This window comes from Leuconostoc sp. C5 (assembly GCF_056530425.1).
Genome location: NZ_CP134351.1, coordinates 206,244 through 231,802, shown reverse-complemented (window position 1 = coordinate 231,802; position 25,559 = coordinate 206,244). Strand labels below are relative to the sequence as shown.

Annotated in this window: 31 protein-coding genes, 1 other RNA gene and 1 other annotated feature; of the genes, 4 read left to right on the top strand and 28 right to left on the bottom strand. The window is 37.8% G+C overall.

The features are described from left to right. Nucleotides 1–29: 29 nt before the first annotated feature. The 22 genes from RHP56_RS01355 to RHP56_RS01250 all read right to left on the bottom strand — a co-directional run bounded on the left by RHP56_RS01355 (nucleotide 30) and on the right by RHP56_RS01250 (nucleotide 14,563). Nucleotides 30–290, bottom strand: coding sequence for a YaaL family protein (locus RHP56_RS01355; protein WP_011679170.1), 261 nt, complete (start codon nucleotides 288–290; stop codon nucleotides 30–32). Next, nucleotides 287–892 (bottom strand): recombination mediator RecR, encoded by a 606-nt coding sequence (recR, locus tag RHP56_RS01350; protein WP_010280652.1) that lies wholly within the window; start codon nucleotides 890–892, stop codon nucleotides 287–289. The genes RHP56_RS01355 and recR overlap by 4 nt, the downstream gene beginning before the upstream one ends. 54 nt (nucleotides 893–946) lie before the next feature. Next, nucleotides 947–2,674: a DNA polymerase III subunit gamma/tau gene (gene dnaX / locus RHP56_RS01345; protein ID WP_102753413.1), complete on the bottom strand. Its 1,728-nt coding sequence runs from the start codon at nucleotides 2,672–2,674 to the stop codon at nucleotides 947–949. 140 nt (nucleotides 2,675–2,814) lie between these two features. Beyond that, nucleotides 2,815–2,901: signal recognition particle sRNA small type (ffs, locus tag RHP56_RS01340), an RNA gene on the bottom strand. A 23-nt stretch (nucleotides 2,902–2,924) separates the two neighbouring features. Further along, nucleotides 2,925–3,443 carry an HD domain-containing protein gene (locus tag RHP56_RS01335; protein WP_011679167.1) on the bottom strand — a complete coding sequence of 173 codons (519 nt, stop codon included), beginning with the start codon at nucleotides 3,441–3,443 and terminating at the stop codon, nucleotides 2,925–2,927. Between the two features lie 63 nt (nucleotides 3,444–3,506). Further along, nucleotides 3,507–4,013 (bottom strand): tRNA adenosine(34) deaminase TadA, encoded by a 507-nt coding sequence (gene tadA, locus RHP56_RS01330; protein ID WP_002815932.1) that lies wholly within the window; start codon nucleotides 4,011–4,013, stop codon nucleotides 3,507–3,509. After that, nucleotides 3,991–4,626, bottom strand: a complete 636-nt coding sequence (locus tag RHP56_RS01325) for a class I SAM-dependent methyltransferase (protein ID WP_096638884.1) — start codon at nucleotides 4,624–4,626, stop codon at nucleotides 3,991–3,993. The genes tadA and RHP56_RS01325 overlap by 23 nt, the downstream gene beginning before the upstream one ends. A gap of 99 nt (nucleotides 4,627–4,725) precedes the next feature. Then, nucleotides 4,726–5,091: a 50S ribosomal protein L7/L12 gene (rplL, locus tag RHP56_RS01320; RefSeq protein ID WP_002815934.1), complete on the bottom strand. Its 366-nt coding sequence runs from the start codon at nucleotides 5,089–5,091 to the stop codon at nucleotides 4,726–4,728. A gap of 45 nt (nucleotides 5,092–5,136) precedes the next feature. Further along, complete coding sequence (rplJ, locus tag RHP56_RS01315; protein ID WP_011679164.1) at nucleotides 5,137–5,673, bottom strand: 50S ribosomal protein L10; 537 nt, start codon at nucleotides 5,671–5,673, stop codon at nucleotides 5,137–5,139. A gap of 27 nt (nucleotides 5,674–5,700) precedes the next feature. Further along, nucleotides 5,701–5,819 (bottom strand) — a sequence feature (ribosomal protein L10 leader region). 37 nt (nucleotides 5,820–5,856) lie between these two features. After that, on the bottom strand, nucleotides 5,857–6,549 hold the full coding sequence (rplA, locus tag RHP56_RS01310; protein WP_002815939.1) for a 50S ribosomal protein L1: 693 nt from the start codon (nucleotides 6,547–6,549) through the stop codon (nucleotides 5,857–5,859). Beyond that, on the bottom strand, nucleotides 6,549–7,013 hold the full coding sequence (gene rplK / locus RHP56_RS01305; RefSeq protein WP_010280693.1) for a 50S ribosomal protein L11: 465 nt from the start codon (nucleotides 7,011–7,013) through the stop codon (nucleotides 6,549–6,551). The genes rplA and rplK overlap by 1 nt, the downstream gene beginning before the upstream one ends. A gap of 126 nt (nucleotides 7,014–7,139) precedes the next feature. Continuing rightward, on the bottom strand, nucleotides 7,140–7,718 hold the full coding sequence (gene nusG / locus RHP56_RS01300) for a transcription termination/antitermination protein NusG (RefSeq protein ID WP_002815941.1): 579 nt from the start codon (nucleotides 7,716–7,718) through the stop codon (nucleotides 7,140–7,142). A gap of 78 nt (nucleotides 7,719–7,796) precedes the next feature. After that, nucleotides 7,797–7,973, bottom strand: a complete 177-nt coding sequence (gene secE / locus RHP56_RS01295; protein ID WP_010293347.1) for a preprotein translocase subunit SecE — start codon at nucleotides 7,971–7,973, stop codon at nucleotides 7,797–7,799. Nucleotides 7,974–7,983: 10 nt separating this feature from the next. Beyond that, entirely contained in the window at nucleotides 7,984–8,133 is a 150-nt protein-coding gene (rpmG, locus tag RHP56_RS01290; protein ID WP_071951773.1) for a 50S ribosomal protein L33, read from the bottom strand. 40 nt (nucleotides 8,134–8,173) lie between these two features. Then, entirely contained in the window at nucleotides 8,174–8,758 is a 585-nt protein-coding gene (locus RHP56_RS01285; protein WP_011679163.1) for a TetR/AcrR family transcriptional regulator, read from the bottom strand. An 85-nt stretch (nucleotides 8,759–8,843) separates the two neighbouring features. Beyond that, complete coding sequence (locus RHP56_RS01280) at nucleotides 8,844–9,977, bottom strand: D-alanine--D-alanine ligase family protein (RefSeq protein WP_014324227.1); 1,134 nt, start codon at nucleotides 9,975–9,977, stop codon at nucleotides 8,844–8,846. Between the two features lie 43 nt (nucleotides 9,978–10,020). Further along, nucleotides 10,021–11,025, bottom strand: a complete 1,005-nt coding sequence (locus RHP56_RS01275) for a DUF2785 domain-containing protein (protein WP_025267705.1) — start codon at nucleotides 11,023–11,025, stop codon at nucleotides 10,021–10,023. Further along, the gene (locus RHP56_RS01270) at nucleotides 11,025–12,239 is read right to left on the bottom strand and encodes an FtsW/RodA/SpoVE family cell cycle protein (RefSeq protein WP_011679160.1); all 1,215 of its coding nucleotides are present in this window, start codon (nucleotides 12,237–12,239) and stop codon (nucleotides 11,025–11,027) included. The genes RHP56_RS01275 and RHP56_RS01270 overlap by 1 nt, the downstream gene beginning before the upstream one ends. A gap of 129 nt (nucleotides 12,240–12,368) precedes the next feature. Then, a complete protein-coding gene (locus RHP56_RS01265) occupies nucleotides 12,369–12,578 on the bottom strand; it encodes a DUF2969 family protein (RefSeq protein ID WP_025267704.1) in 210 nt (69 codons plus the stop codon). Further along, on the bottom strand, nucleotides 12,578–13,570 hold the full coding sequence (gene mreB, locus RHP56_RS01260; RefSeq protein WP_002815948.1) for a rod shape-determining protein: 993 nt from the start codon (nucleotides 13,568–13,570) through the stop codon (nucleotides 12,578–12,580). Before mreB ends, RHP56_RS01265 begins: the two co-directional genes overlap by 1 nt. Before the next feature lie 149 nt (nucleotides 13,571–13,719). Then, the gene (locus RHP56_RS01255; RefSeq protein ID WP_010290833.1) at nucleotides 13,720–13,941 is read right to left on the bottom strand and encodes a DUF1146 domain-containing protein; all 222 of its coding nucleotides are present in this window, start codon (nucleotides 13,939–13,941) and stop codon (nucleotides 13,720–13,722) included. Continuing rightward, nucleotides 13,913–14,563: a VanZ family protein gene (locus RHP56_RS01250; RefSeq protein ID WP_102753232.1), complete on the bottom strand. Its 651-nt coding sequence runs from the start codon at nucleotides 14,561–14,563 to the stop codon at nucleotides 13,913–13,915. Before RHP56_RS01250 ends, RHP56_RS01255 begins: the two co-directional genes overlap by 29 nt. Nucleotides 14,564–14,742: 179 nt before the next feature. Here RHP56_RS01250 and RHP56_RS01245 point away from each other — a divergent pair, with 179 nt between their 5' ends. Continuing rightward, entirely contained in the window at nucleotides 14,743–15,738 is a 996-nt protein-coding gene (locus tag RHP56_RS01245) for a ketopantoate reductase family protein (protein ID WP_011679159.1), read from the top strand. A 116-nt stretch (nucleotides 15,739–15,854) separates the two neighbouring features. Continuing rightward, nucleotides 15,855–16,520 (top strand): phosphatase PAP2 family protein, encoded by a 666-nt coding sequence (locus tag RHP56_RS01240; RefSeq protein WP_010290837.1) that lies wholly within the window; start codon nucleotides 15,855–15,857, stop codon nucleotides 16,518–16,520. A 30-nt stretch (nucleotides 16,521–16,550) separates the two neighbouring features. Here the strand turns inward: RHP56_RS01240 and nrdF are convergent, their stop codons facing one another. From nrdF to nrdH, 4 genes are all read right to left on the bottom strand, one after another. Further along, a complete protein-coding gene (nrdF, locus tag RHP56_RS01235; RefSeq protein ID WP_010290839.1) occupies nucleotides 16,551–17,528 on the bottom strand; it encodes a class 1b ribonucleoside-diphosphate reductase subunit beta in 978 nt (325 codons plus the stop codon). Between the two features lie 2 nt (nucleotides 17,529–17,530). Next, entirely contained in the window at nucleotides 17,531–17,971 is a 441-nt protein-coding gene (locus tag RHP56_RS01230; RefSeq protein WP_002815955.1) for a class Ib ribonucleoside-diphosphate reductase assembly flavoprotein NrdI, read from the bottom strand. 36 nt (nucleotides 17,972–18,007) lie between these two features. Further along, nucleotides 18,008–20,179, bottom strand: coding sequence for a class 1b ribonucleoside-diphosphate reductase subunit alpha (nrdE, locus tag RHP56_RS01225; RefSeq protein WP_014324222.1), 2,172 nt, complete (start codon nucleotides 20,177–20,179; stop codon nucleotides 18,008–18,010). A 167-nt stretch (nucleotides 20,180–20,346) separates the two neighbouring features. Beyond that, on the bottom strand, nucleotides 20,347–20,577 hold the full coding sequence (gene nrdH / locus RHP56_RS01220; protein ID WP_002815957.1) for a glutaredoxin-like protein NrdH: 231 nt from the start codon (nucleotides 20,575–20,577) through the stop codon (nucleotides 20,347–20,349). Nucleotides 20,578–21,005: 428 nt separating this feature from the next. On the opposite strand from nrdH, the gene RHP56_RS01215 reads away from it, so the two are divergent. Beyond that, nucleotides 21,006–22,406: a hemolysin family protein gene (locus RHP56_RS01215; protein ID WP_011679157.1), complete on the top strand. Its 1,401-nt coding sequence runs from the start codon at nucleotides 21,006–21,008 to the stop codon at nucleotides 22,404–22,406. A 93-nt stretch (nucleotides 22,407–22,499) separates the two neighbouring features. Beyond that, nucleotides 22,500–23,171, top strand: a complete 672-nt coding sequence (locus RHP56_RS01210; protein WP_025267703.1) for a histidine phosphatase family protein — start codon at nucleotides 22,500–22,502, stop codon at nucleotides 23,169–23,171. A 43-nt stretch (nucleotides 23,172–23,214) separates the two neighbouring features. On the opposite strand, the gene RHP56_RS01205 is transcribed toward RHP56_RS01210, so the two are convergent. Next, nucleotides 23,215–24,753 (bottom strand): YhgE/Pip domain-containing protein, encoded by a 1,539-nt coding sequence (locus RHP56_RS01205; RefSeq protein WP_011679156.1) that lies wholly within the window; start codon nucleotides 24,751–24,753, stop codon nucleotides 23,215–23,217. A 147-nt stretch (nucleotides 24,754–24,900) separates the two neighbouring features. Next, nucleotides 24,901–25,446: a ribosome hibernation-promoting factor, HPF/YfiA family gene (hpf, locus tag RHP56_RS01200; RefSeq protein WP_010291116.1), complete on the bottom strand. Its 546-nt coding sequence runs from the start codon at nucleotides 25,444–25,446 to the stop codon at nucleotides 24,901–24,903. Between the last annotated feature and the right edge of the window lie 113 nt (nucleotides 25,447–25,559).

The following is a 25,559-nucleotide window of genomic DNA, read 5'->3' as shown; positions in this document are numbered from 1 at the left end:
ACAGTCCTTATGAGTAATTTGTCTAATGATTAAATACGATCTGTTTTTAAAACATGGGTTTGCATGTGCCCAACTGTTTTACGACGACGTGCTTCACGATATAAATAATTAAATTTAGCACGTGCCAGTGCCGTTTGCGCTTGTATGAGCCGTAAATTTACTTGACCATCAAGTAATGCTGCTTCAGAGTTTCTTGCCGTATCCCAGTCAATTTTTGCTTTATCAATTTGAAATACAAGTGCTCTATCATACTCTTTGCGCAATCCAGTTTTTTTCTTGCCAAATATCATAATTTTGTCCGTCCTTGTACTGCTTTAATGAGTGTTAGTTCATCAGCATAATCAATATCAGATCCAACAGCTAAACCATGTGCTAAACGGGTAACTGCGATACCAGCCGGTTTCAGTAAACGTGCTAAATACATAGCAGTAGCTTCTCCTTCAGCATTCGCGTTAGTGCCGACAATTACTTCTTTAATTTCTTCATGCTCAGACAAACGTCGAATCAAACTTGGTAAATTAATATCCTCTGGTCCTGTTCCTGCGCTAGGAGAAATAACACCATTTAAAACATGATATAGGCCGTGATAATCTCGCGTATTCTCCATCGCCATTACATCACGTGAATTTTCGACAACAAAAACAGTTGACTGATCACGTGATTGATCGCGACAAATAACGCATGGATCGGTATCAGTTGCAGTAATATTACCACAAATAGAGCAGAAAGTTAAATCAGTTTTTGCGGAAATCAATGCCTTAGAAAAATCCTGCACATCTTCTTCATTCATACCTAATGTATAAAAAGCTAGCCTTGTGGCCGTTTTGGGACCAATGCCAGGTAACTTCGTGTAACTATCTATTAATTTAGCGATAGGTTCAGGGTATTGCATATTTTCAAAATGCCTCACGCGCACTGCGTTAAACATATTTCCTTCCTATATTAATCAGTCAACGATATTCACGAGATCCTCGCCGAATAATTCTTTAGCCTCACTAACAATTTTTAACTCCTTATTGCTTGATTCTTGCGGAGTTTTTGTAGGAATCGCTGATAAATTGGCAGCTTTCACTCGAGGCACATCTTCTAATTGAATTTGAGGTGTTTCGCCAGTTTTTAATTTATTCACATACGATGCACGATCAGAGGTCCATTCGTCTTGTGAAATAAACACTAGTTCGCTTGGTAAATTCTGTGATTGTAGTTGCTGCACCAAGTGGTTTTGTAATGTAGCATCGCGTAGCGCCTGTTCTAATAACACAGGATAATCAAAAGCCAAGACTACAGCCTGTTCACTTGCTGCAACGGGTTCGGCTATGGTCAGCATTGCCTGTTGCGTAACATTAAATTGTCGCAATAAGTCGGACCAAGCGTTTTTAACTCGTGCTAAGGCATCACGTTTTGCAGCAATTAAGACTGCAAATACTGCATTTTGTCCAGTACGCACTAACAAATTCTCGTATTCAGCATTCTCTACAGCAGGCACTTCTACGGGTGTTTTTTCTATTGCTGGTTCAACAACTTGTTCCTCATGAACTTCTGTATTTTTTGACGCTTTAACAATATCATCAATATTTTGAGGTTTTTCTTTAATCACATTGGAGGATTGTTTTGCGGGTACAGTTTGTTCGGGTTCTGGCATAGACAGTTTAACAGTGAGTAGCTCCAAATATACATCACTCTGCATAGTCTGTAACAACTGTTTTTGAATATCATCCAAAGTGACCATCATTTGCTGAATACGGGAAGTACCCAACTTGATTGTTAAGGCCTTCAAATCAGCCAATGGTGCCGTCGTTTTAATTAAATTTGGGGCAACTTCCGCTAACATCACATCACGCAACACACCTAACAAATCTGCTACAAAACGTACTGCATCTTTTCCTTCTAACAATATATCGTGTAGTGTCTGAAGGGCAGATTCTGTATCGTAATTACTTACTTGCTGCAAATAGGTCACTAACTGTGATGCTGTTGTGGATCCGGTAACTTGCAAAGCATTTTCAAGCGTTACATGATCAGCGCCAAAAGCTAACACTTGGTCCAAAATTGACAAAGCGTCACGCATCCCACCTTCTGCAACATTTGCAATAATATGAAGTGCATCGTCGTCAAACAAGACGCCCTCTTTTTGCAGAATTTCAGCCATCCTAGCTTGAATAGTATCATTATCAATGCGTTTAAATTCAAATCTCTGCGTCCGAGATAAAATAGTTGCTGGTATTTTTTGTGGCTCCGTCGTTGCTAAAATAAACTTAACGTTAGCTGGTGGTTCTTCTAATGTTTTCAATAGTGCATTAAAAGCGCCCGAGGATAACATGTGAACCTCGTCAATAATATAAATTTTATATTCAGATTCTATTGGCGCATAATTTGCCCCGTCTCGAATGTTTCGAATTTCGTCAACACCGTTATTTGAGGCAGCGTCTATTTCAATAATATCAGGAATTTGTGAATCATCAGTTTCCGGCGCTATACCATTAACTTCACGTGCAAAAATTTTAGCAGCTGATGTCTTACCAGTTCCACGAGGACCACTAAATAGATACGCATGTCCTGTTTGTTGCGTCGCTATTGCATTTTTTAGCGTCTGTGTAATGATTTTTTGACCAACCATGTCATCAAAAGAACGTGGTCGATAGACGCGATACAATGCTTGATATGCCAATTTCATCACCTCCATATATCATTGGTAAACATGTTTGGTGCTACTTGTCGGCTATATGTTTTATATCATATTGGGGTTCTTAGTTTGCATAAAACCACCGATTTATAACATTTGTTTTTATAAAAAAAGACCGCTAAGCGGCCACTTATGTACACAAGCACAACATCGAACAACCTTAGGGCTGCTACATTCCTGTCCTGACCCGGTTCGAGAGCCGACATTTGCCTGCTTTTATATTATATCTAATTTTGTGACTTTAAGCAAATACAGATACAAATTTCGTTGCCAATTTTTCTTGCCACTTAAAATAAGTCAGATAAGTTTTAGGAATTAGGTATTCATTAACTGCCGCAAAATCATCAACCAATGAAACAATCCAACTTTCCCGATACTTTGGTAAGGCAATTGTTGCACCAAACATGTGTTTTACAATAATATCAGCTTCTTTATCGCTGATATTTGTAATTTTACGCGCATTTTTCAACGCAATACGTGGATGAACATAAGCATGTGATCCCTCGTCAAACTTTGTTACGCGCCAATCATAGTAAAACAAATCATGAAGTAAACCTGCTCGTGCAGTTGCCACTTCATCAGCACCAATCTTCTTTGCGATTAAATATGATTGGTATGATACAGAAATTGAATGAGTTAAACGGTTAGAAAAATGATGTTGTGTATAGAGTGCCAGTTGTTGCACTTCTTCATGCTGTAACAAATCATCAATAATATTTATATAGTCCTTATCAGTACGCCATGCGTTCGGATTTTGCATTCATTTGCCTCTTTTATTTTCTACATGCTATTATAAACTTTTTTTATGTTAAATAGCAATTATTTACTTTGCAATTGCTTTACGAATTTTACGTTTCGCACGGATGTTGCTAAAGAAACGCTGCAATAATAGACCAGATTCTTCACCACGTATGCCTTCGTACACTTTAACCATATGATTCAACCGATTATCCTCTAATAGAGAATATAGGGAGCGCGTAGCACCACCTTTAGGGTCATTAGCACCATAATAAACAACCGGAATGCGTGCATTAATAATTGCGCCAGCACACATGATGCAAGGTTCTAACGTCACAAATAATGCTGTGTTTTCTAACCGCCAAGACTTAAGCTTTGTATTGGCAGACTCGATTGCTAGTAATTCTGCATGGGCAGTGGCTAACTGATCCGCCTCCCGATGATTGTGCGCACGCGCAATCATCTGGTTTTCATAAACTATAACAGCACCAATTGGCACTTCACCTTCACTTTGAGCAATTTTAGCTTCGTTCAACGCCTCTTGCATGAAATAATCAATTTGTTCGTCACTAAATGCTGGTATTTGTGCCATAAGTGCTCTCCAAAATGTAATATCCCTTGTTTTTATGAATCACCTTAGCATTACCAAAAGCAAGTGACATATTTTTTTGAGCCGAAGGTGCGCCTTGCTTCTTTTGCAACACCACAATTAGCTTTCCGCCATCTTGTAAATAGTTAGCTGCTTCTTGAAGCATTGCAGTCACAACTTGCTTTCCAGCGCGAATTGGTGGATTAACCAAAATCAGTGCATATTTATCACTAATACTTGCGTAAACATCCGACTTAAAAATATTCACTCGTTGAGCAACACCGTTTTGTTGGGCATTTTTGCGTGCTAAATCTAACGCTCTTTCATTAACATCAACCATATCTACATGACGCTGATATGCTTTTGCCACAGTAAGACCTACAGGACCATAGCCTGTTCCTAAATCCAGTACCTTCCCAATAGGTATACTTGTTTTTTCTAAAGCATCCAACATTGTTCTTGTCCCAAAATCAACGGTAGATTTTGAAAACACGCCACTATCCGTTGTAAAATGCAATTCATGCCCTAGCAAGTCAAAATCAAAATTTTGATAATGATGTTCTGCGTTGGGATTAGCTGTAAAATACTGTTCTCCAGAAATGTTCTTTTCTGTCATTGTACTAGCTCCTTTAGATTAAAATAATAACTGCCTATAATATGTATTATGTACAAAAAAAGAAGTACAAAAGTACTCCTTTTTTTATGTTGAGAAAGATTACTTCACAGTAACTGAAGCACCAGTTGCTTCCAAAGATTCCTTCAATGCGTTGGCATCGTCTTCACTCAAGCCTTCTTTAACAACTGAAGGTGCGTTGTCAACTAAGTCTTTAGCTTCCTTCAAGCCCAAGCCAGTTGCTTCACGAACTGCCTTGATAACCTTAACCTTAGCAGTACCTGCTGAAGTCAATTCTACGTCAAATTCTGACTTTGCTGCGGCAGCACCGTCAGCAGCACCAGCAGCTGCTACTGGAGCTGCTGCTGAAACGTTAAATTCTTCTTCGATAGCTGAAACCAAGTCAGCCAAGTCCAAGATCGTTGCATCCTTCAATGATGCGATGATCGCGTCTTTATCAAAAGCCATGATCTAAATCCTCCAAATGATTTTTTATGTTTTTTTAGTTAAATATTATTCAGCATCCGTTGATGCTTCTGCAGCAGGAGCTGCAGATTCCTCTTCCAACTTGTCTTGCACTGCCTTAACAGCATATGCAAATGAACGAATTGAGAATTGGAATTCTGCCATCAATTGACCAAGCAAACCTTCACGTGAAGGCAATGATGCATACTTGTTAATGTCATCGATATTAGCGATAGTGCCGTCAACGACACCACCCTTGATTTCCAAGGCTTCGTTTTCATCAGCAAACTTTTTCAAGATACGTGCTGGTGCAACTGCATCATCGTTTGAAAAGGCAACTGCTGAAGGTCCGGCAAAGATGTCGTTCAATTCAGCGTAACCAGCTTTCTCAGCAGCACGTGTCAAAACTTTGTTCTTGATAACTTCAAGAACAACACCTTCTTCACGCAATTGATGACGTAATTCAGTAGACTGAGCAACTGTCAATCCACGAGGATCAACAACAACGGCAGAAGCAGCTGCCTTAAATTGGTCAGCAATTTCTTCAACTTTTTGTGCTTTAACTGCAATAGCTTTTTCACTCATAATGATATATCTCCTTTCTTTAAATTTATTTTGCAAAAGAAATCCCGTGCGCTAGAAGACACACGGGAAAAGTTTTTTTAAACTTCCTCGGCAGGATATTAAGATGCAAGCATCACCTGAGTCTTAGGCAAAATGGATTCAATTACTTAATAAATTTTACCAAACGAAGTTGATAATGTCAAATTACAATGTATTAATATCCAACGTTACGGCTGGACCAAATGTTGATGAAATTGACACGTGTTGTACGTAAGTACCCTTAACAGCAGCAGGACGAGCCTTAAGAACTGTTTCGGCGATTGACTTAATGTTTTCAGCCAACTTACCTTCTTCAAATGATACACGACCAACAGGAACTGCGACGTTTCCGTCACGATCTGTACGGTATGTTACTTGTCCGCCCTTGGCATCTGAAACAGCCTTAGTAACGTCCATTGTAACTGTGCCAGTCTTAGGGTTTGGCATCAATCCCTTAGGACCCAATGCACGACCTACGCGACCGACTTGAGCCATCATATCAGGTGTAGCAACAGCTACATCAAAGTCTAACCATCCACCTTGGATACGTTGTACCAAATCAGCAGCACCGACAACATCGGCACCAGCAGCTTCGGCTTCTTTAGCCTTATCGCCTTGCGCGAAGACAACGACTGTCTTATCTTTACCTGTTCCGTTTGGCAACACAACAGCACCACGCAATTGTTGGTCTGCTTGACGTGTGTCAACGTTCAACTTGAAAACTACTTCAACAGAAGCATCGAACTTAGCAAAGTCAATTTCTTTTACCAATGAAACAGCATCGTTTAAAGCATAAGCTTTTTCAGCTTCTACCTTTGCAACTGCTGCTACATAATTTTTACCATGCTTTTGAGTCATTATTCTGCGTCCTCCTTGATTGCTGTACCTTCAACAGTCAAGTCAACACCGTCAACAGTTACACCCATTGAGCGTGCTGTACCTTCGATCATACGCATAGCGTTTGTAATATCGTTAGCATTCAAGTCAGACATCTTGTTTTCCGCAATAGCACGGATTTGGTCAAGAGTAACGTTTCCAGCCTTCTTTGTGTTAGGTTCACCTGAACCCTTACCAACAATCTTACGTAATTGATCAGCTGCAGGTGGTGTCTTTGTGACGAATTCGAATGAACGGTCATCAAAAACAGAGATTTCAACTGGAATAATTGATCCAGCTTGGTCTGCAGTACGCGCATTAAATTCTTTAGTGAATTGCGCAATGTTAATACCAGCTTGTCCCAATGCGGGTCCAACTGGTGGTGCCGGCGTTGCTTTAGCGGCGGCAATTTGTAGCTTAACTACATTTACAACTTTTTTAGCCACGATATTTTCCTCCTCGTGTTGTGGTGAAACACAGCTTTAGTGCTGCTCCCACGCATGTCAATGACATACCATAACATCATAACAGAAAACGACCAAAAACTCAATGCTTTTAGTCGTCTTTTCTAATTATAAAGAATCTAACGTTGTATCAACATCTGAAAAGTCTAGTTCTGTTGGTGTTTCACGTCCAAACACTGCTACAGTAGCTTCCAAAGTTTGCTTTTCTTGATCAATAGAGGTTACTACGCCTTCCATACCAGAAAACGGTCCAGAGATAATCTTAACTGTTTGTCCTACTGCAACATCCAAATCAACTTGCTCACGTGTAACCATACCCATACGCTTCATAAGCAAATCGACTTCTTCAGGAAGCAAAGAATTTGGCTTTGATCCGGCACCATGGGAGCCTAAGAAACCAGTAACACCTGGTGTGTTACGGACAACATACCAAGCCTCGTCTGTCATATTATCTTCATATGGCGTCGCCATTTCTACTAATACATAACCTGGAAAGTCGTTTTCAACAGTTTGCTTAGCTTCACCGTCTTGGATGGTTGTAACTTCTTGTTCGGGAACCAAGATACGGAATATTTGCTCTGACATTCCCATTGTTTGTGTACGTGATTCTAGGTTAGCCTTAACCTTGTGCTCATACCCTGAATATGTATGCACAACGAACCATGATTTTTCAATTTCTTCAGACATTGTTTACCCCTTTTCAAAATAAAAAAGAACCCATCAGAGTCCTTGGTATCAGTAATTATTAGTATATCAAAAAAAAAACTATTTCGCCAGTAAGAAGTTAAATCCTTGTTGCAATAGCCAATCTACGCCACCTAAGAACAACGCAAAAATAATCGATACAGTAATAACTGTAATTGTTTCCTTAGATGTCTGTTCACCTGTTAACCAAGTGACATTTTTCATTTCCTGTGCAACGTTTTTAAAATAGTTAATCATTTTGAATCCCTTATTTTGTTTGTTGATGTAATGTATGCTTGCCACAGTGTTGACAAAACTTACTTACTGACAAACGTTCTGTTCGATCTTTTGATAATGTTACTGTGTAATTGCGTGATCCACAAACTGTGCACGCTAATGATACTTTGTGACTAGCCATCGGACAGCCTCCATATTCTTCTAGTATCATACCATTGATACTATTTTTTTTCTACCCCATATAAAATGAGGTCCAACAATTGTTGAATTCTTTCACGCATTGTTATTTGTTCACCCAGTGAATGAAATTCACCAAACAGTGGCGATAAGCTAGTAATGTAAAATGAGCTAGCTATTTGTGCATCAACATTATCACGCAACTGTATACTTTCAAAAAATTGTGCAATTGGACCGACGTAATCCCGTCCAAAAATCATGCCCAGTTTACTTCGATGCGTTGCTGATAATGAATCAAAACTGTCATGTATTAATCTAAATACATCACGTGGATGCCGAAGTACAATAACCTGTGTTAAATCAACCAGTTGATCGATTGGTTCAGCATACGTTTGTGATAAAATACTTTGCATATCCGTATAGGTCGACTCGCCAACACGTGAAATTACTTCAACAAATAATGACTCCTTATCACCAAAATGATGATACAAAGCGGGTTGGCTAATGTTTACTTTCTTTGCTATATCTCGCGTTGTTGTTTGCTCAAAACCCTTTGATAAAAAGATTGTTGTCGCCGCTTCAATAATCTGTTGACGACGATGTTCATTTTGTGAAATTACTTGTACCATGAACTTCTCCATTGCAGGGCTAAAGTATTTATTAATAAATTTTTTAAATAAATCTAAGTGGAAATGCTACTAATACTAAATTCTATTAGTTAAACTTCCCTATCTTTTCTTCTCCAAGTGACACAAATGAGTAACTCAATTTTTTATTTTGTGCAAAATCTTCAAACCCGTAGTCAATCAACATATCAACTAGCTTGGCGTTGTTAATATCAGAATAATCCCACAAACGTTTAAATAACGACATATTCGTGAACCCTGGTAACGTGTTTGGTTCACCTAAGTAGGGAACATTATTTTCATCTAACAAAAAATCCATTCGCGCTTCGCCACGTAAATTCAATACTTTATAAGCATCTAAAGCCATTTGTTTAACTTCTTTTGTTACTTCTGGGGATAACTGAGCAGGAATTTCAAAGTGAACAGCGGAATTATCAACGAACTTATTATTATAATCATACCAACCGTCCCCACTACCCTGATTTGGCACTGTATGTGCGCCAATCTCAGAGACAAGCGGCTGATCGTTACCAATCACACCAACTTCCAACTCTCGGGCACCGTTGACTGCTTCTTCTATCAAAACTTTATAATCATATTGGAATGAATCTGATAATGCTTCAGTATATTCTTCGGCATTGGTTACACGTGAAATTCCCACTGAAGATCCTTGATTAGCAGCTTTAACAAACACAATGTTGCCTAATTCAGCCACAATCTTATCCCACGACCAATTGTTTGCTGACTCAGGGTCCACCACAATGTATTTAGTATTGCGAATACCATTTACCGTCAATAGTTCTTTAGTCAAAGCTTTGTCAAAGCTTACCGCATGGCCACGTAACGGTGCCCCCACATATGGTTTATCTAATAGTTTAAATAAACCTTGCAGTGTACCATCTTCTCCTAAGTTACCATGAACTACAGGGAAGAAAATATCAAAGTCACCCGCACTCTTTAAAGCATGAATGCGCGCCAATGGATCACTAGTATCGACAGTTTTCATGAAGGCGTCCACAATGGGCTGTTCATCTTCTAACGCAAGTATTTTCTTAGAACTTTCCGTATCTAAAAAGAAACCATTTTGGGCAATTGCAAAAACAATAATTTCATATTTACCAGTTGCTTCGATTGCATTATAGAAATTTTGCGCTGAACGCTTTGATACGTCGTGCTCAGAGGAATTACCTCCAAAAATAAGCGCTACTCTTTTTTTAGTCATCTTTCCGTCCTCACCTTGTATGTGCAATAAACATTTTAAATTATTATGCTAAATAGTTTTTTGTAACGCTCACATAATCAAATACCGCCTCTGGTACTTCATTTTTTCCACGTAGCAAAATTTCATGGAAAAACTGTGATCGGTTATACAATTGTTGCCATTGTTGTTGTGTCTTTGGTGGCGTTTGGGTCACTAAATCTTTTCGCCACATTTTTAAAGTTAATAATAGATAATCTGCATACAACTCATGTTGCTTGGAGATATGGGTAATCACTTCTACCAAACGTTCTGTTTCGCCAAAAGTCAACGGCTGTGATAATTCATGATAACCAGCGAGAACCGCACCCAGAACAAATACCTTATCGGCCCTTACTAAATCAGGCATTAAGAAGATCTCTGCGACAGCGTTTCCAATATGCGTAAAAGCATGCGCCCAACCATTTTCATCAATAAAGCCACGTCCATCACGTTCCAAAGCGGCATACAATGCAACTTGATCGATAACATGATTTAATTGCGTCTCAGACATAAAAGGTGTCTTTATACGGTTTGAAAATAATAACAAAGATAAAACTAACACACTAAAGGAACGACGATAAATGGCGTCATTCTGTGGTTCTAAGATATGAGCGAATAATTGCTCATCCGAAACAAGATAATCTGTTAGCCAACGCAATTGCTCCTCTGACAGCAAATCATTTTGAATCATATCACTTAAGAAAAAGAATGCTCCCGTATCTCGATACTTTGGCAACGGACTAGCTAACTGTTCAACAATCAACGCCAAATCTGCGTCCTTCACTTGAAAGTCAAAATCTTCCGTCGCTGTTTCTGATTCGGTCATTTGATCTGCCCGTTGCGTATAGTTCTGCATACGTTTTAACGCAAATTCACCATCAACAGGCAACGACACAGTTGTTAAAGATTGCGGGGGCATTTTATGTAGTGATTCCTTCATTAATTCTCCTAATGATTGGAACACATCCCCATTACGCACCTTTTGACGCAATGTTATAAATTCTTTTTTTAATTCATCTAATTCTATCATCAAATAAAAAAACCTGTCGTTTCTGTAAACGTGCTATTTTGACGCTGGTAACCTATAGAAAGAATCAATCCTACACCAATCATGTTTCCTAACAATGAGGAACCACCTTGTGAAACAAACGGTAATGGAATACCTGTCAGTGGTAATAATCCAATACTCATACCAATGTTTTCAAAGACGTGAAACAATACCATCATTACAACACCAGTGGCAATGTAGGCATAAAAGGCACTTTGTGCTCTAAAAGTGGCACGAATTAATAAATAAATTAAACCGAAATATAACGCTATTAGGAACGCACCACCTATAAAGCCAAAACTTTCCCCAATAACAGAAAAAATCATGTCTGATTCGCGCACAGGTACATACACCTTAAGACTTCCCCATCCATTGCCTGTTAATTGACCAGAACCTATAGCTTTTAAACTTTGATAAGTTTGATATCCATTCCCTGACGTATCATTTGCGGGGTTTAACCATGTATCAATACGAGAAAATTGATAAGATTGGAATCCCAACTTGCTCAATATAGTCCGACCAGCTGAAGAAATAACCAAAGTTAACAACGTTGTGCCAACGGTCGCACCCAAGATAATTACCGGAGCAAGGATTCGCCAGGTGACCCCAGAAACAAGTGCAACACCACCAAAAATAGCAACGAAAACCAATAAAGTTCCCAAATCATTTTGCAAAGCAATTAATGCCGCAACAGGTATAAAACAAACCGCCATTTTACCTAACAACAACCAGTCTGTTGATAGTGCATGATTCGGATAATTTCTATTATGCTGCGCAACCACACGGCTCAGCATCAAAATGAACGCCGGTTTAACAACTTCAGAAGGTTGGAATGATAAGGGGCCAATTACAAACCATGATCTAGCACCCGTAGAATCATACATTGCTCGATTATAAAATATTAGCACTGCTACTAACAAAAAGATGCCTAATCCATAGGTAATAGGTGCTAATTTCCACAATTGTGATCCGTCAAACCTGACTAAAAAAACAATTAATAATACGCCTATAAACCAGAATATGCCCTGGTTCATCACTACTTTTACAGCACTTAAGGTTGTCGCACCCTGCATATGTGTCGCTGCTTCATATAATGAACTCAAGCCGATAATCATAAATAGCAACAAAGCTAGAATGATTCCCCAATCAAGCTCTGATCCAGATGTTCGTCTTGAAGTTTGTCGTGTCTGTTGCATAGCATCTCCAGTATATAAAACGGCACACTGAAAGAAAAAAATATCAATTCAATTTTTGTTAAGCCGCTTTATTTCTTTAAAAAAATTATGTACAAAGCACGTCATGATTAGTCACAACGTGCCTTATTTTTAGTGATTTAGATTAAAGCTTGCCAAGATAGCTTGCAAGGCTTCGTCTTCGTCTTTGGCTTGATTAATAATCGCTTGTTGACCAAAAAATCCAACAAAACCACGATCAGCTTTTTCAATGTATCCAATTTGTTTCTTATCAACTAAAACTTGTGTTTGTTGGTCATTTACAATTAATTCAACGTCAAAGTTCTGATTTTTTCTTCTCATTATAATCCTCGGCGCCCTGATTTCATGTGTTCAAGTAGGGCTCCTGCTCCTTTAGCAACATTATCTAGCGGTGAATCTGATACTACCACCGGTACTTCCAGTGCATCTGAAAGCAATTGATCCATGCCATGCAGTAATGCGCCACCACCAGTCAGCATGATACCACGGTCAATAATGTCAGATGCTAATTCAGGTGGTAATTTAGCCAAAACGGAATGTGCAGCACGAACAATTTGTTGCAACGTATCATGTAATGAATCTTCAACTTCGTTTGAGTTGATCGTTACAGTTTTAGGCATACCCTCAAAATTATCACGGCCACGCACTTCCATTGTTAATGGTTCATCAGCCTGCAGCGCAGAACCGATTTGAATTTTGATTGTTTCCGCAGTACGCTCACCAACAATTAAATTGTGACGGCGCTTTAAGAAGTTAACAATATCAAAATTCATTTTGTCACCGGCAATTCGAATGGACTCAGAAACAACAATGTCTCCTAATGATAATACGGCAATATCAGAGGTACCACCACCCATGTCAATCACCATTGAACCAATTGGCTTGAAAATATCCAGTCCTGCACCAACTGCAGCAACTTTAGGTTCATACTCAAGATAAACCTTTGCCCCACCTGCTTTTTCAGCAGCCTGTATAATCGCTTTACGTTCAATCTCTGTGATATTAGTAGGTGCGCAAATCATAATGTTAGGCTTCGACATGAATCCTTTAACGTTAAGTTTGTCAACAAAATAGGTTAGCATTGCTTCTGTGACATCAAAATCCGAAATAACACCATCTTTAAGTGGTCGCACCGCACGAATATTACCTGGTGTGCGTCCTACCATACGATAAGCTTCTGATCCCACAGCCAAAACTCGATCTGTTTTATCATCAACCGCAACAACTGACGGTTCGTTTAGTACAATACCTTTTCCTTCTACGTAAATGAGAACATTGGCTGTTCCTAAATCAATTCCAATATCTTTTGCCATTTCATGTCTCCGAGACTTTAACTTTTATTAATGTTAATTATTTTCATATACAATCTATTAAATTATAACATATTGTAAAGACCTTTTTACGCTTGATTCTCATACAAGTGGGATGCTCAACTAAAAATATCTTTAATAATTTAAAAAAGCTAATTTCCCAATATTGTGCTTGGTATTTGAATAACCCAATTTGTTGCTGAAACAAAAAAGCTAGCCAAAAGATATCCTCCTATGATGGAGAGTACCACTTTCAAAAAAGCTGCTTGACGCGGTGTATATGGCATAAATCTGGCAAAGTTTATTGGTTTAATTAGCCAAAAGAAAAAATAAATACATACAAGATTAAGACTTAATATAAAGATTGTGCTCATTTAAATTGCCTTTCTCAACATGGTTTGGAACAAAATTTTTATCTTTTTTCATAACGAAAATTGTTATCAGATAGATAACATAGCCCACCACACCCCCAGCTGTGTTTACAGCAAGATCATTCATATCAAAGATACGATTTGAAAGATAAAAGAATGTGCTAGTTCCCTGAATGATTTCAATAGTTAACGTTGTTAAAAATATTCTTGGCACAATACGAAGCAATCCCCGCCATTTTGGAAATAAGAACGGAGCTATAAACCCTAACGGCAGCAGTAACATAAAATTACCAGTCAGCTGGTACCAGCTGAGGGCAACATTATCTGCATTAAACAGCGATAAATGGACGAATGAGTACTGACCAAAACCGCCATATCCTTTTATCACTGCCAAATATGTTGCAAATGATGGCCATTTATAAAAGGTTAGTGTAAAAGAAGCAACCAACGTTGCATATACCGAGAGAATAGCCCGCCCCAGTAGACCCCGCCATGAAAAGCTTTTATTGCGCAGTGACTTTAATGTGTGACGTAACAAAATATACACACACAATAATGAAACTATTGTTGTTGCGTGAACACTTTGAGCGATATATTGTTGATTGTTTAAGTATACGATATGCATACATTAATATTATATCAGCTAGGCTAAATGAACGTTATATGATTTGCTAATTGATTACTTTAAATTAAAAACGCCATCATGATGTCAATAAAGTTCCCATTTGATACATCCATCACATTGACTTTTTGTGATAAAAGGATTAGTATTATCTCATCAAGTCTTTGGAGGTTATTATAATTATGAAATACACAGTTGTTGGTGCCGGTGCAATGGGTCTTCGTTACGGCATTTTGCTTCAGGAAAATGCCGGTGTCCCCGTTGATTTTGTCGAACCAACGCAAGCAAGCCTCGATAAGATTCACGAACAAGGTGATAAAGTTTGGAAATCCCGTGATCACAAAGACCGTCACGAAATTAAAATTAACATTTTTTCTCCTGAAGAATATGAAGGTAGCCCTGATGTTTGGATTTTCTTCATGAAGCAAATGCAACTCCAAGATACCTTGGATCGTCTTTCACCAAAATTCAAACCTGGACAGACTGCCCTCGGTGCAATGAACGGCATGGGTCATATTGAAAAGTTGCAAAAATATTTTGATGATGAACACATTATTGGTGGTACAGCAATGATCGCCACCGTCTTAAATGATTACGGCGACGTTGATTTCATGGGCGGAGAAAGTATGGGTAGCTCTGTTTATGCTAATCTAACCGAAAAACCATCAACGGTTATGGATAAGATCCAAGAAGATTTCAAGGCAGCGCACTTAAACCCCTCTTATACGGAAAACTTTATGGGTACACTATTGACTAAAGTATTTTTCAACGCAGTTGAAAATTCCATCGCCACAATGTTTCAGTCACGAATGGGTCAGCTAATGGCCTACGATAACTTCCTTGAAGGTATTGCTCGCCCATTAATTAATGAAGCTTACGATGCTGCTGAGGCAGCAGGCATTACACTAATTGAAACACGCGATGAAATGGTCAAGCAGGTTGATTATGTTTCAAATATTGGTAACCCGCTTCATTTCCCATCAATGTATCAGGATTTTGTCAAGGGACGCCCAACTGAAGTGGACTATATTAACGGTTGGATTGCAGACTTGGCTGATAAAAACGGTGTTAATGCACCTAACCAACATTTAGTAACAAATTTTGTACATCTAGCTGAATCGATGCGTAAGTTCACTCCACCCGTAAACAAATTAGCCCCAGATTATAAAGGCAACTAATTTTCCATCGTTGGAAGATAAAGATTGTGCATTGCAGAAATGATAGTATTGTAATTTCTATAGCGAATCCCTTATACTAGAAGGAGTTAAAAAAACTCTTTCTGGAGATCAGTACAATGATTATTTCCGTAAAAAATAAGCAATTGCGTTATGCGATTATCTGCTTTATATCTGCCCTTATTATTAGTGTTTTTGTCAAAATAAAGTTTATATTTCCAACCATCATTGATAATAGCATTCATTCATTCATGGCAGGCATTCAAACTGGTCTAAATGATATCTTGATGACTGTATTTTCCTTTCTAGGTTCACCCATCCTTGATGTCATTTATGTGTTGATTCTAGCGGCCATCTTACTACTTGCTAATTTGCGTATTCCAGCCATTTGGGCGGTTACCACAATTATTCTAGGAAATATTTTCAATACCATTATTCGACTTAGCGTCGATAGGAGCCGTCCGGTTGGTCATTTACTCAGCGACCAAGGGTCCTCATTCCCTAGCAGTCATGTGTTTGGTATATTTTCAGTCATATTCATCCTTTCCTTGCTTGTTATTCCTAACATCGAATCGCCACGAAAACAGTTCTTAATTTCTTGGGCAATAACTGTTATTGGCGTAATGACTTTAATGTCACGAATATACTTTAACGCACATTACTTAAGCGATACAATAGCTGCTGTCTTGTTTGCATACGCTTGGATTATATTTGCTGGGAAGTTGTACCCAGTATTAGCAAAACTTCTTACATCACTATCCTTCTTCTCACATGATGAAGTTTAAATAAAAAAGAATCGCAATTGCGATTCTTTTTTAGTCTAATCCAATATTATAATCATCATCATTCATTGCTTCAACTTCACCCAATAAATAACCATTTCCAACACCTGAGAAGAAGTCATGATTTGCTGTAGAAGTTGAAATACCATTCATAACAACCGGGTTAACATCTTCAGCCCCGTCAGGGAACATTGGCTCTTGGCCTAAGTTCATCAAAGCTTTATTAGCATTATACCGTAAAAATGTGAGCACTTGTTCAGTCCAACCTAAGTCATCATATAACTCGTGTGTATATTTCTCTTCATTTTCGTACAATTCATATAACAGATCATACATCCAGCTTTGTAGTTCTGTACGTTCTTCAGCCGAAATTTTATTAAACCCAATTTGGAACTTATAGCCAATGTACGTACCGTGAACCGATTCATCACGAATAATTAGTTTAATAATCTCCGCCACATTTAACATTTTATTATGCCCCAAGAAATACAATGGTGTGTAAAAACCTGAGTAGAATAAGAAAGTTTCTAAGAAAACCGAAGCAATTTTTTTCTGTAACGCTGAACCATTATGGTAAATATCGTTAATTCTATTCGCCTTATATTGTAAAAACTCGTTAGAATCTGCCCATTCAAAAATCTTTTCAATCTCAACTTTTTCATTTAGTGTTTCGAAAATTGATGAATATGACTTGGCATGAACTGATTCCATGAATTGAATATTATTCAATACCGCTTCTTCTTTTTGATTCGTGGCATCTAACTTTAATTGCGCCATACCATCTTGTGATTGTAATGTATCCAAAGTTGTTAAGCCGCCAAAGACCAAGTTCATTGTTTGGCGTTCTTGTTCGGACATGTTACCACGCCAAGTACGTAAATCATTTGAAATAGGAATTCGGGTGTCTAGCCAAAACTGTTGTGTTAACTTTTCCCATGTCGCCTTATCTAATTCATCTTCAATGTTATTCCAGTTAATCGCTGTGTATGAACCGTTGTTTATATGTGCCATTGTCATTCTCCAAAATAAGGTTTTATCTTATTATATATCTTTTCTGCATCAAACTTGCTACCTCGCAATTCATAGGCTGCAATCATTGGAACATCAAAGTTTTTTCCATAGCGAATCGCTGTCAAGTTAAATTGGATGTTGAAGTTTCGGTTTCCTGAACCAACCACCCCTTTTAAGTATCGCGCATTATTACCAAATGCAATATAATCGCCCAAGGCATTTGTAAAAATTTCTTTAACTTCCGGTCCTGTTCCAGTACCGCCTGTTAGATAAGTCGGCACGAAAGCAACATAGGGTTGTGTTTCATTTGCATATTCTGTTTCATCACCAATTAAACGCGCGGAAAATCCATCACCATTAGATTCAGCAACAGCTGCTAACTTTTCAATAAACGCTTTTGTATTACCTTCAGTAGAGGCATAAAGAATATTTATAGTTGTCATTAATTCCTTCATTTCATAGCTAAGCGCTCTTTTAAATTAAATTGAGCAACTTTCACATTCATTAACACCTGATTCTTGGTTGTCATCTGTAAACGTACGAACATAATAAAGCGATTTTATCCCCTTGTTAAAGGCATAGTTACGCAAAATGGTCAAATCGCGCGTCGTCATTTTATTTGTACGATTATTTTTCCATTCGTACAAATGTTCAGGTAATGTAGAACGCATAAATAATGTCAACGCCATTCCTTGATCAATATGTTCTTGTGCAGCAGCATATACATCAATTACTCTACGCATATCTGTATCGTACGCTGAAACATAATACGGCATTGTTTCATTGCTTAATCCCGGTGCTGGATAGTAAACCTTACCAATCATACCTTCTTGACGTTCTTCAATTTTGTTAACAATTGGCAACAAAGAGGCCGTTGCATCGTTAACATAAGAAATAGAACCTGTTGGCGCGATTGCATGACGATAGGCATTATACATACCGTATTTTGCTACGTCTTCTTTTAACTGTGCCCAGTCTTGTTCTGTTGGCACATCAAAACCAGCAAAGGCTTTTGCCACTTTTTCGGTTTTTGGCGTCCAATTCTTTTCAACGTACTTGTCAAAGTATGTTCCATCCGCATAACCCGATTGATCAAACTGATAAAACGTTTCATGCCGTTCTTTTGCAATGCCCATTGAAGATTTAATAGAATAATAATTCAGCATCATGAAAAATGTTGATGTAAAGTCTAATGCTTCTTCATCTCCATAGTACATCTTATTTTGTGCAAAATATGCTGCTAGTCCCATAGCACCCAAGCCGATGGCATGTTTTTCTTTGTTACCTAAATCGATTGAAGGAACAACATCCAAATTAGACGAATCGGATACAAAGGTTAGTGCCCGGACCATTGTATCCACAGATCCACCGAAATCATTCGTGTTCATCATGTTTACGATATTAATCGACCCTAAGTTACAACTAATATCCGAACCTAATTTTGTATAATGTTGTTCATTGTCAATTTCTGACGGCGTTTGTACTTGTAATATCTCTGAACACAGGTTAGAAGATACAATCTTACCAGGAACTGGATTAGTTCGATTAGCTGTATCAATATTAATGATATATGGGTAACCCGATTCTTGTTGTAACTTAGATATTTCTTCTTCAAGGGATCGCGCGTCGATACGTTGCTTGCGGATTTTATCGTTAGCGACCATGTTGTCATATTCGGCAGTAATATCAACGTAATTAAACGGTTGTTGATAAACCTTCTCAACATCGTCTGGGCTAAACAAGTACATTGTCTCATTTTGCTTGACTAAATCATAAAATTTATCTGGGACAGTCAACCCAAGAGATAATGTTTTTACTCGTATCTTTTCGTCAGCGTTTTCCTTCTTAGTGGATAAGAAAGATAAAATATCAGGGTGAAAAACTGATAAATAAACGACGCCGGCTCCTTGACGAGCACCAACTTGTGATGAAAATGTAAACGAGTCCTCTAACAATTTCATAATTGGCACTACACCACCGGCAGCATTATCGATACCCATGACTGGTGCACCAGCCTCACGCACATTTGAAAGATTGATACCAACGCCACCACCCATTTTGGATAGTTGCAGCGCTGAATTGATGGTCCGCCCAATTGAGTTCATATCATCTGAAGTCTGAATAATAAAGCACGATACCAATTCTCCGCGTCGAGCTCGGCCCGCGTTTAAGAAAGATGGTGTCGCTGGTTGATAGCGTTGATGTATCATTTCATCAGCCAAACGCAGTGCCAAATTCTCATTCCCATCTGCATAATATAAAGCATTCATGGCAACACGATCTTCATATGTTTCAATATAATATGCACCATCATTAGTTTTAAGCGCATATTGATTATAGAACTTGAAGGCCGCCATAAAGGATTTAAACTTAAAATGTTCACCCGCTAAATATGTATATAACTTTTCAATGAATGTTAGGTTGTATTTTTGAATAAATTCACGTTCCAAGAAGCGATGATCAAACATCCAATCCAGACGTTCTTGCAAGGAATCAAAATGCATCACATTGGGCAAAACATTCTCATCCAAAAAAGCGTTCAATGCCTCTTGATCTTTATCAAGCTGAATTTCATTGTTCTTTGGAATATTTACTTGATTGTTTAAATCAAAATATGTTACGTTTTCTAAATCTAACTCTTTTAATGACATCAGTTTATTGTCCTTTGGTTTTGAATGTGATCGATTGCCGTGTTGACACTTTATATTTTGAACTACCTTTGATTGACAACAAACTTCTGCAATTTATCAACACTCTTACTAGAAAAAATGTAATAAAAAACACCGCTAAGCTTTGCACCGCACGATGTTAACGAAAATCAAGCAGAAATTTTCTTTAGCACATCAGGACGGAATCCGGAAAATGCTGGTAGGCCTTCCACCGCCACAACCGGTGTTTGGCGATGACCATTAGCCTTCAATTCCTCAACAAATTGTGTTTCCTCTTCAATGTTAATTTCTTTAAAAGGTATACCTTGCGCTTCTAAAAACTTTTTGGTCATCTTGCATTGCACACAATTGTATTTTGTATATACTGTAACTTTTTCCATGACACCGACCTCTTTTATATTTATTTCCTCTGTTTTGAATCTAATAACTACTGACTTTAAGTTTACCCTTTTTAATTAATTCTTCAAGCCCTAATTTTGTCTCAGCGAACGCATGTTCTTATGAATTGAATAACCTATTTAAAAAAGGCTGCTAGAAAATAAAAGGACAATAAAAAGGAAAGAATCCTATTATATCAAGGATTTCCATTGATGCATGCATGTTGTTTAGATTTCTATAATACCATACTTTTTTTATAAATCATATTGAATTGCTCGCAAGAACCATATGTTTGTTCCCTTCCCATTAACTTCATAGAAACGTCTAATACTGACAATAGTCACCCTTAAGAAAGTTATAAAATCCAACGTCCTCATACGATCTTTGTTATAATGTGTATTAGTTATAATATGAAAAGAGGTTTACGAATTTGGATTCTGGTCCGTCTATGATCATCAATTTTTTCATTATTTTGGTGGTCCTTTTACTAGCTATTTTGTTTACTTTAACAGAATATTCATTAGTAAAAGTACGTTTAAGTGCATTAAAGGCATTGCAAGAAACTCGTGAAAAGCCTTCACGTAACATTAGCAATGCTATTTATATGACAACACATTTAACTGAATATCTTTCAACTGCACAAGTCGGAATTACGTTAACAAGTTTGATTTTAGGTTGGATTGGTGAAGAAACCGTTGCTGAAATCATACTTGGATCTGGGATTATCCCAGCTGAATATGCTCACGCGGTAGCTTCTGTCGCCGCTATGATCATTTTCACGATTGTCCACGCTGTATTTACCGACTTAGTACCGAAGAACATTGCAATTGAGTCACCGGTCAAGGTGTTACTCTTTATTGTACGTCCTGTACGATTCTTCCATATTGCTTTGTTTCCTTTGATTTGGACATTAGATCACTTGTCAAACGGTATTACCCATTTACTTGGCTTCCGGACAGACGGTGAAGAGGACATTTATTCTCAAACCGAAATTTTGTCGTTGTCTAAGAATGCAGCAGCAGCTGGTGAACTAGATGAAGAAGACCTTACTTTCATGCAACGTGCGTTTGAAATGAATGATAAAGTCGCTGTGGACATAATGATCGATCGTACATCCATGACCATCATCGATGTTACGGCCTCAATTGCGGATGGACTCAACTTATACTTACAAGAACGATATTCACGTTTTCCCGTTGTAGCGGATAACGATAAAGATAAAGTTTTGGGCTATGTTTTCAATTATGATTTAGTACGACAAGCACGTATTAAGTCATCTGATCCAGTTTCCAAAATTATGCGTGATATTCCAGCTGTTCCAGAAAATATGGATTTACATGATGTCATGGATGAAATGATTATAAAGCGTTCTCCTATTGCAATTGTTGTTGATGAATATGGTGGTACTTCTGGACTAATTACTGACAAAGATATTTATGAAGAACTGTTTGGTACCGTACGTGATGAAATTGATGATGTTTCTGATGACTATATCGAAAAGCTCGGAGATCACCGTTTTAAGATCTCAGGTAAGATGACATTATACGATTTTGAACGTTACTTTAATCGCAATATCAAAGAACTTGAAAATGACGATGCAGTTACCTTAACTGGATATGTCTTGAATCATGACCCCGAATTCCGTGCCGGAGACACTATGAAAGTCGCCAACTTTGAGTTGACAGCATTGGATTATGATAATGCTTATATTTCTCAATTCATTGTCAAAGAATTGCCTTTACCAAAAGATGATTTAAATCAAAATGGTATTTTTGACGAGGATGAAGCAGCCTCAGAAAAAAATTCTGAAGATGAAGTTGCTGCCAATTAATCAAAGATGTATTCCTTCGGGAATGCATCTTTTTCATTCTGCTACCAAAACACTTGTGGTAAAATGGAAATAGTTATCTTCAGGAGGAAACTTATGACAGTCAACATCTACATGGTACGCCATGGCGAAACCTATTTTAATCTTTTGCATCGTTTCCAAGGCTGGTCCGATGCACCCTTAACAGAAAAAGGGATTCAAGACGGTTATGCAGCCGGTACTCGACTGGCCAACGTACACTTCGATGGTGCTTATTCATCTGGCTTAACACGAACTATCCACACATCACAATATATCTTAGTCAACAATAAATCTGATTCACCCAATCAAGCTATCCAATTACCAGACTTCCGTGAAGAAAACTTTGGCTATTTTGAAGGTGTACACACTGGCTTAGCCTTAACAACTCTTGGTGCTTATAAAAATGATACCTTCTCAGATTTTTCCGATGTTATCGCTAAATATGGTATGCCTGCAGCAATGGACTTGATTCGTGAAGGCGACCCTTTCAAAATTGCAGAGGACTATCAACAGTTTATAAACCGTATACAACACGGTTTTGACGATATTCTTTCTCGTCATCAAGATGGAGATAATGTACTAATTGTCTCTCATGGTACAGCTATTCGTGCTATTGTTGATTATTTTGGCTATCATGATTTTGCCAAGATTAGTGTTAAAAATGGTGCTGTTACGCAACTTGAATTAGCTGCTGACCATGCTAAAATTACTAACTTTAACGATGATTCAACTATATTTAATTCATAATTTATTGACAAAAAAAAAGCGAGCTCAAATGTGCTCGCTTTTTTTATTCATCAATTTTTTCTGTCAAACTTTTTCGTTGCCTAAAACGATACTGTGAGACTAATAAAATAGTAAGTATAATCCACCAAATTACTAAGATCATTACGTTTTGCTGTATTTCACCACTAAACGTAATGTGGTTGACAGCACTTATTAGTGCTGTTAATGGCCAAAATGGTCTAGAAATACCAAATGCTGTATCTTGTACAATTGCTGGATAACTAACAGCAACTATAATCAGTTGTAAAACAGATATTCCTGTAGCTAACCACCAGCCTGCTTGACCAAATAGTTGTTTCAGGTACCAAACAAAACTTAGCATTATCCACTCGGCTAGTATGACAACTCCTACAATGAACCAAAAATGAGTGATTGGTATTTTCCACAATAATACACTGGTTGTCATTAACAACGCACCTACAACACTCAATAGACCACCAATTTGGAAATTATCCCACCATTGTTCAAGCGCAAGTGCTTCTGGCTTTTCTGGTTTAATTGGTAATACCAAACCAAATAGTATTGCCATTACTGTCACACCAACTGCCAATACCTGTGGCAAAATGACTTGTCCATCGTTTTTAACTGGCTTAATGTCAGTTATGTTTAGCGTAAGCATTTGCGTCAAGGAAGTGGTCGTCTCGGACTTATCCCCAAGCAGTGATTTTAATTTATTGGAGATAGCAGTTTGACCGTTTTTTACGGATGTGGCTTCGGTTTGGATAATACCAGACTTCTGACTCAAAGCCTGTGTATTATTCAAATTCACAACAATATTACTAATTCCCCCTACTACCGTTGTTTGCATTTTGTAGGAAACGTCGTTTATCTTAGCTGCTGCTTCTTTAATTTTGTCGGTGTCACTATTACTAATGGCCGTATTAAGCTCAACAGAATAAGTTGCTAACTGTGTTGCTAAATCACTCGCATCTGTTTGCAAATCTTTAGCTGTATCTGTATCAATAGCATTCCCAACAGCTTGTAAATTGGCTTGCAAATCGGATGTTTTGTCCGCCAAACTATTGCTTTGCTTTGCTAAATTTTTCAAGGTAGAGTCGTTTGAGATACCCATGCTCAACTTTACATTGGCTTCATTAATCAAGTCTTCGAGTACACGACTCGTATATTGTGTAGCAAATTGATTATTACCAGTAGCTATGACTTGTTTAACATTCACGTTCTTGCCTGAACTTTTAAAGTTGGCCAACTGCTGCGTCATCTTATTTGGGAAAACAATAACACTACTAATCTGTCCCAACTTTAAGGCTTCTCGAGCTGACTTCTCTGAACTATACTTCTTGACCACTAACTTTTTACTGGCCTTAAATTGATCAGTCAATTTAGCACCAACGCTTTGTTGTTCACCTTCAAACTGCGCTGGCTTATCTAAATTAACAACAGCGACCTTTAAACGGTTCGCATGCTGAGTTACATGACTAGTTGCTCCAAGGTACCCAGCAACTAAAATTACTGGAATCACCATTGCTAATAGCCACTTAACTAAACTGTGTTTATTTTTTAATATCGTTTGCCAACCAAACATAAAAGACCTCTTCAATTTAAACTCTGCTTAATATAGCATACGCAATTGAACTGGTCTTTTGGATAACTTTATAAACTTTTACGATTCTTAACTAAATTATGGAAAAATGTTCCCCACTTTGCAGTTGATAATACACAATGACGCATATCATTCAGCTGTTTCAAGCAAGCCATACTTTCCATCAGCCCGCTTATAGATTACTGAATCAGTATTTGACTCTGCATCTTTGAAGATAAAGAACACATGTCCTAGTAAATCCATTTGCAAGGCAGCTTCCTCAGGTGACATAGGTTTCAAATCAACCTGCTTAGTACGAACAATTTGTAGAGCAGAATCATCTACCTCTTCTTCAGGAATTTCACCCTTCGAATCAATACCTTTAAATCCAGTTTCTCTGGATTTACGATTGATCTTTGTCTTATACTTACGAATTTGTCGTTCTACTTTTTCAGAAACATTATCAACAGCTGCGTATAAATCTTGATTAGTATCTTCAGCTCGCAAAACTACGTAAGGCAACACAATAGTTACTTCAACCTTACCAGAATTGTCAGACTTGTATGTGCGCAAGTTAACGTTGGCCTTGGCATTTTCTTCGATATAACGATTTAATTTCGTCAAGCGTTTTTCCACATATTCACGAATTGCATCTGTGACTGTGATATTTTCACCACGTACATTGTAATCTAACATAAACTAATTCCTCCAAATTTCCTTCTTTAATGATAAAATTCTAAATATTATCATCAAGTCAGTTATTTTATATTGGTTCTATCATCATTATAACATATCTGTAAGCGTTTACC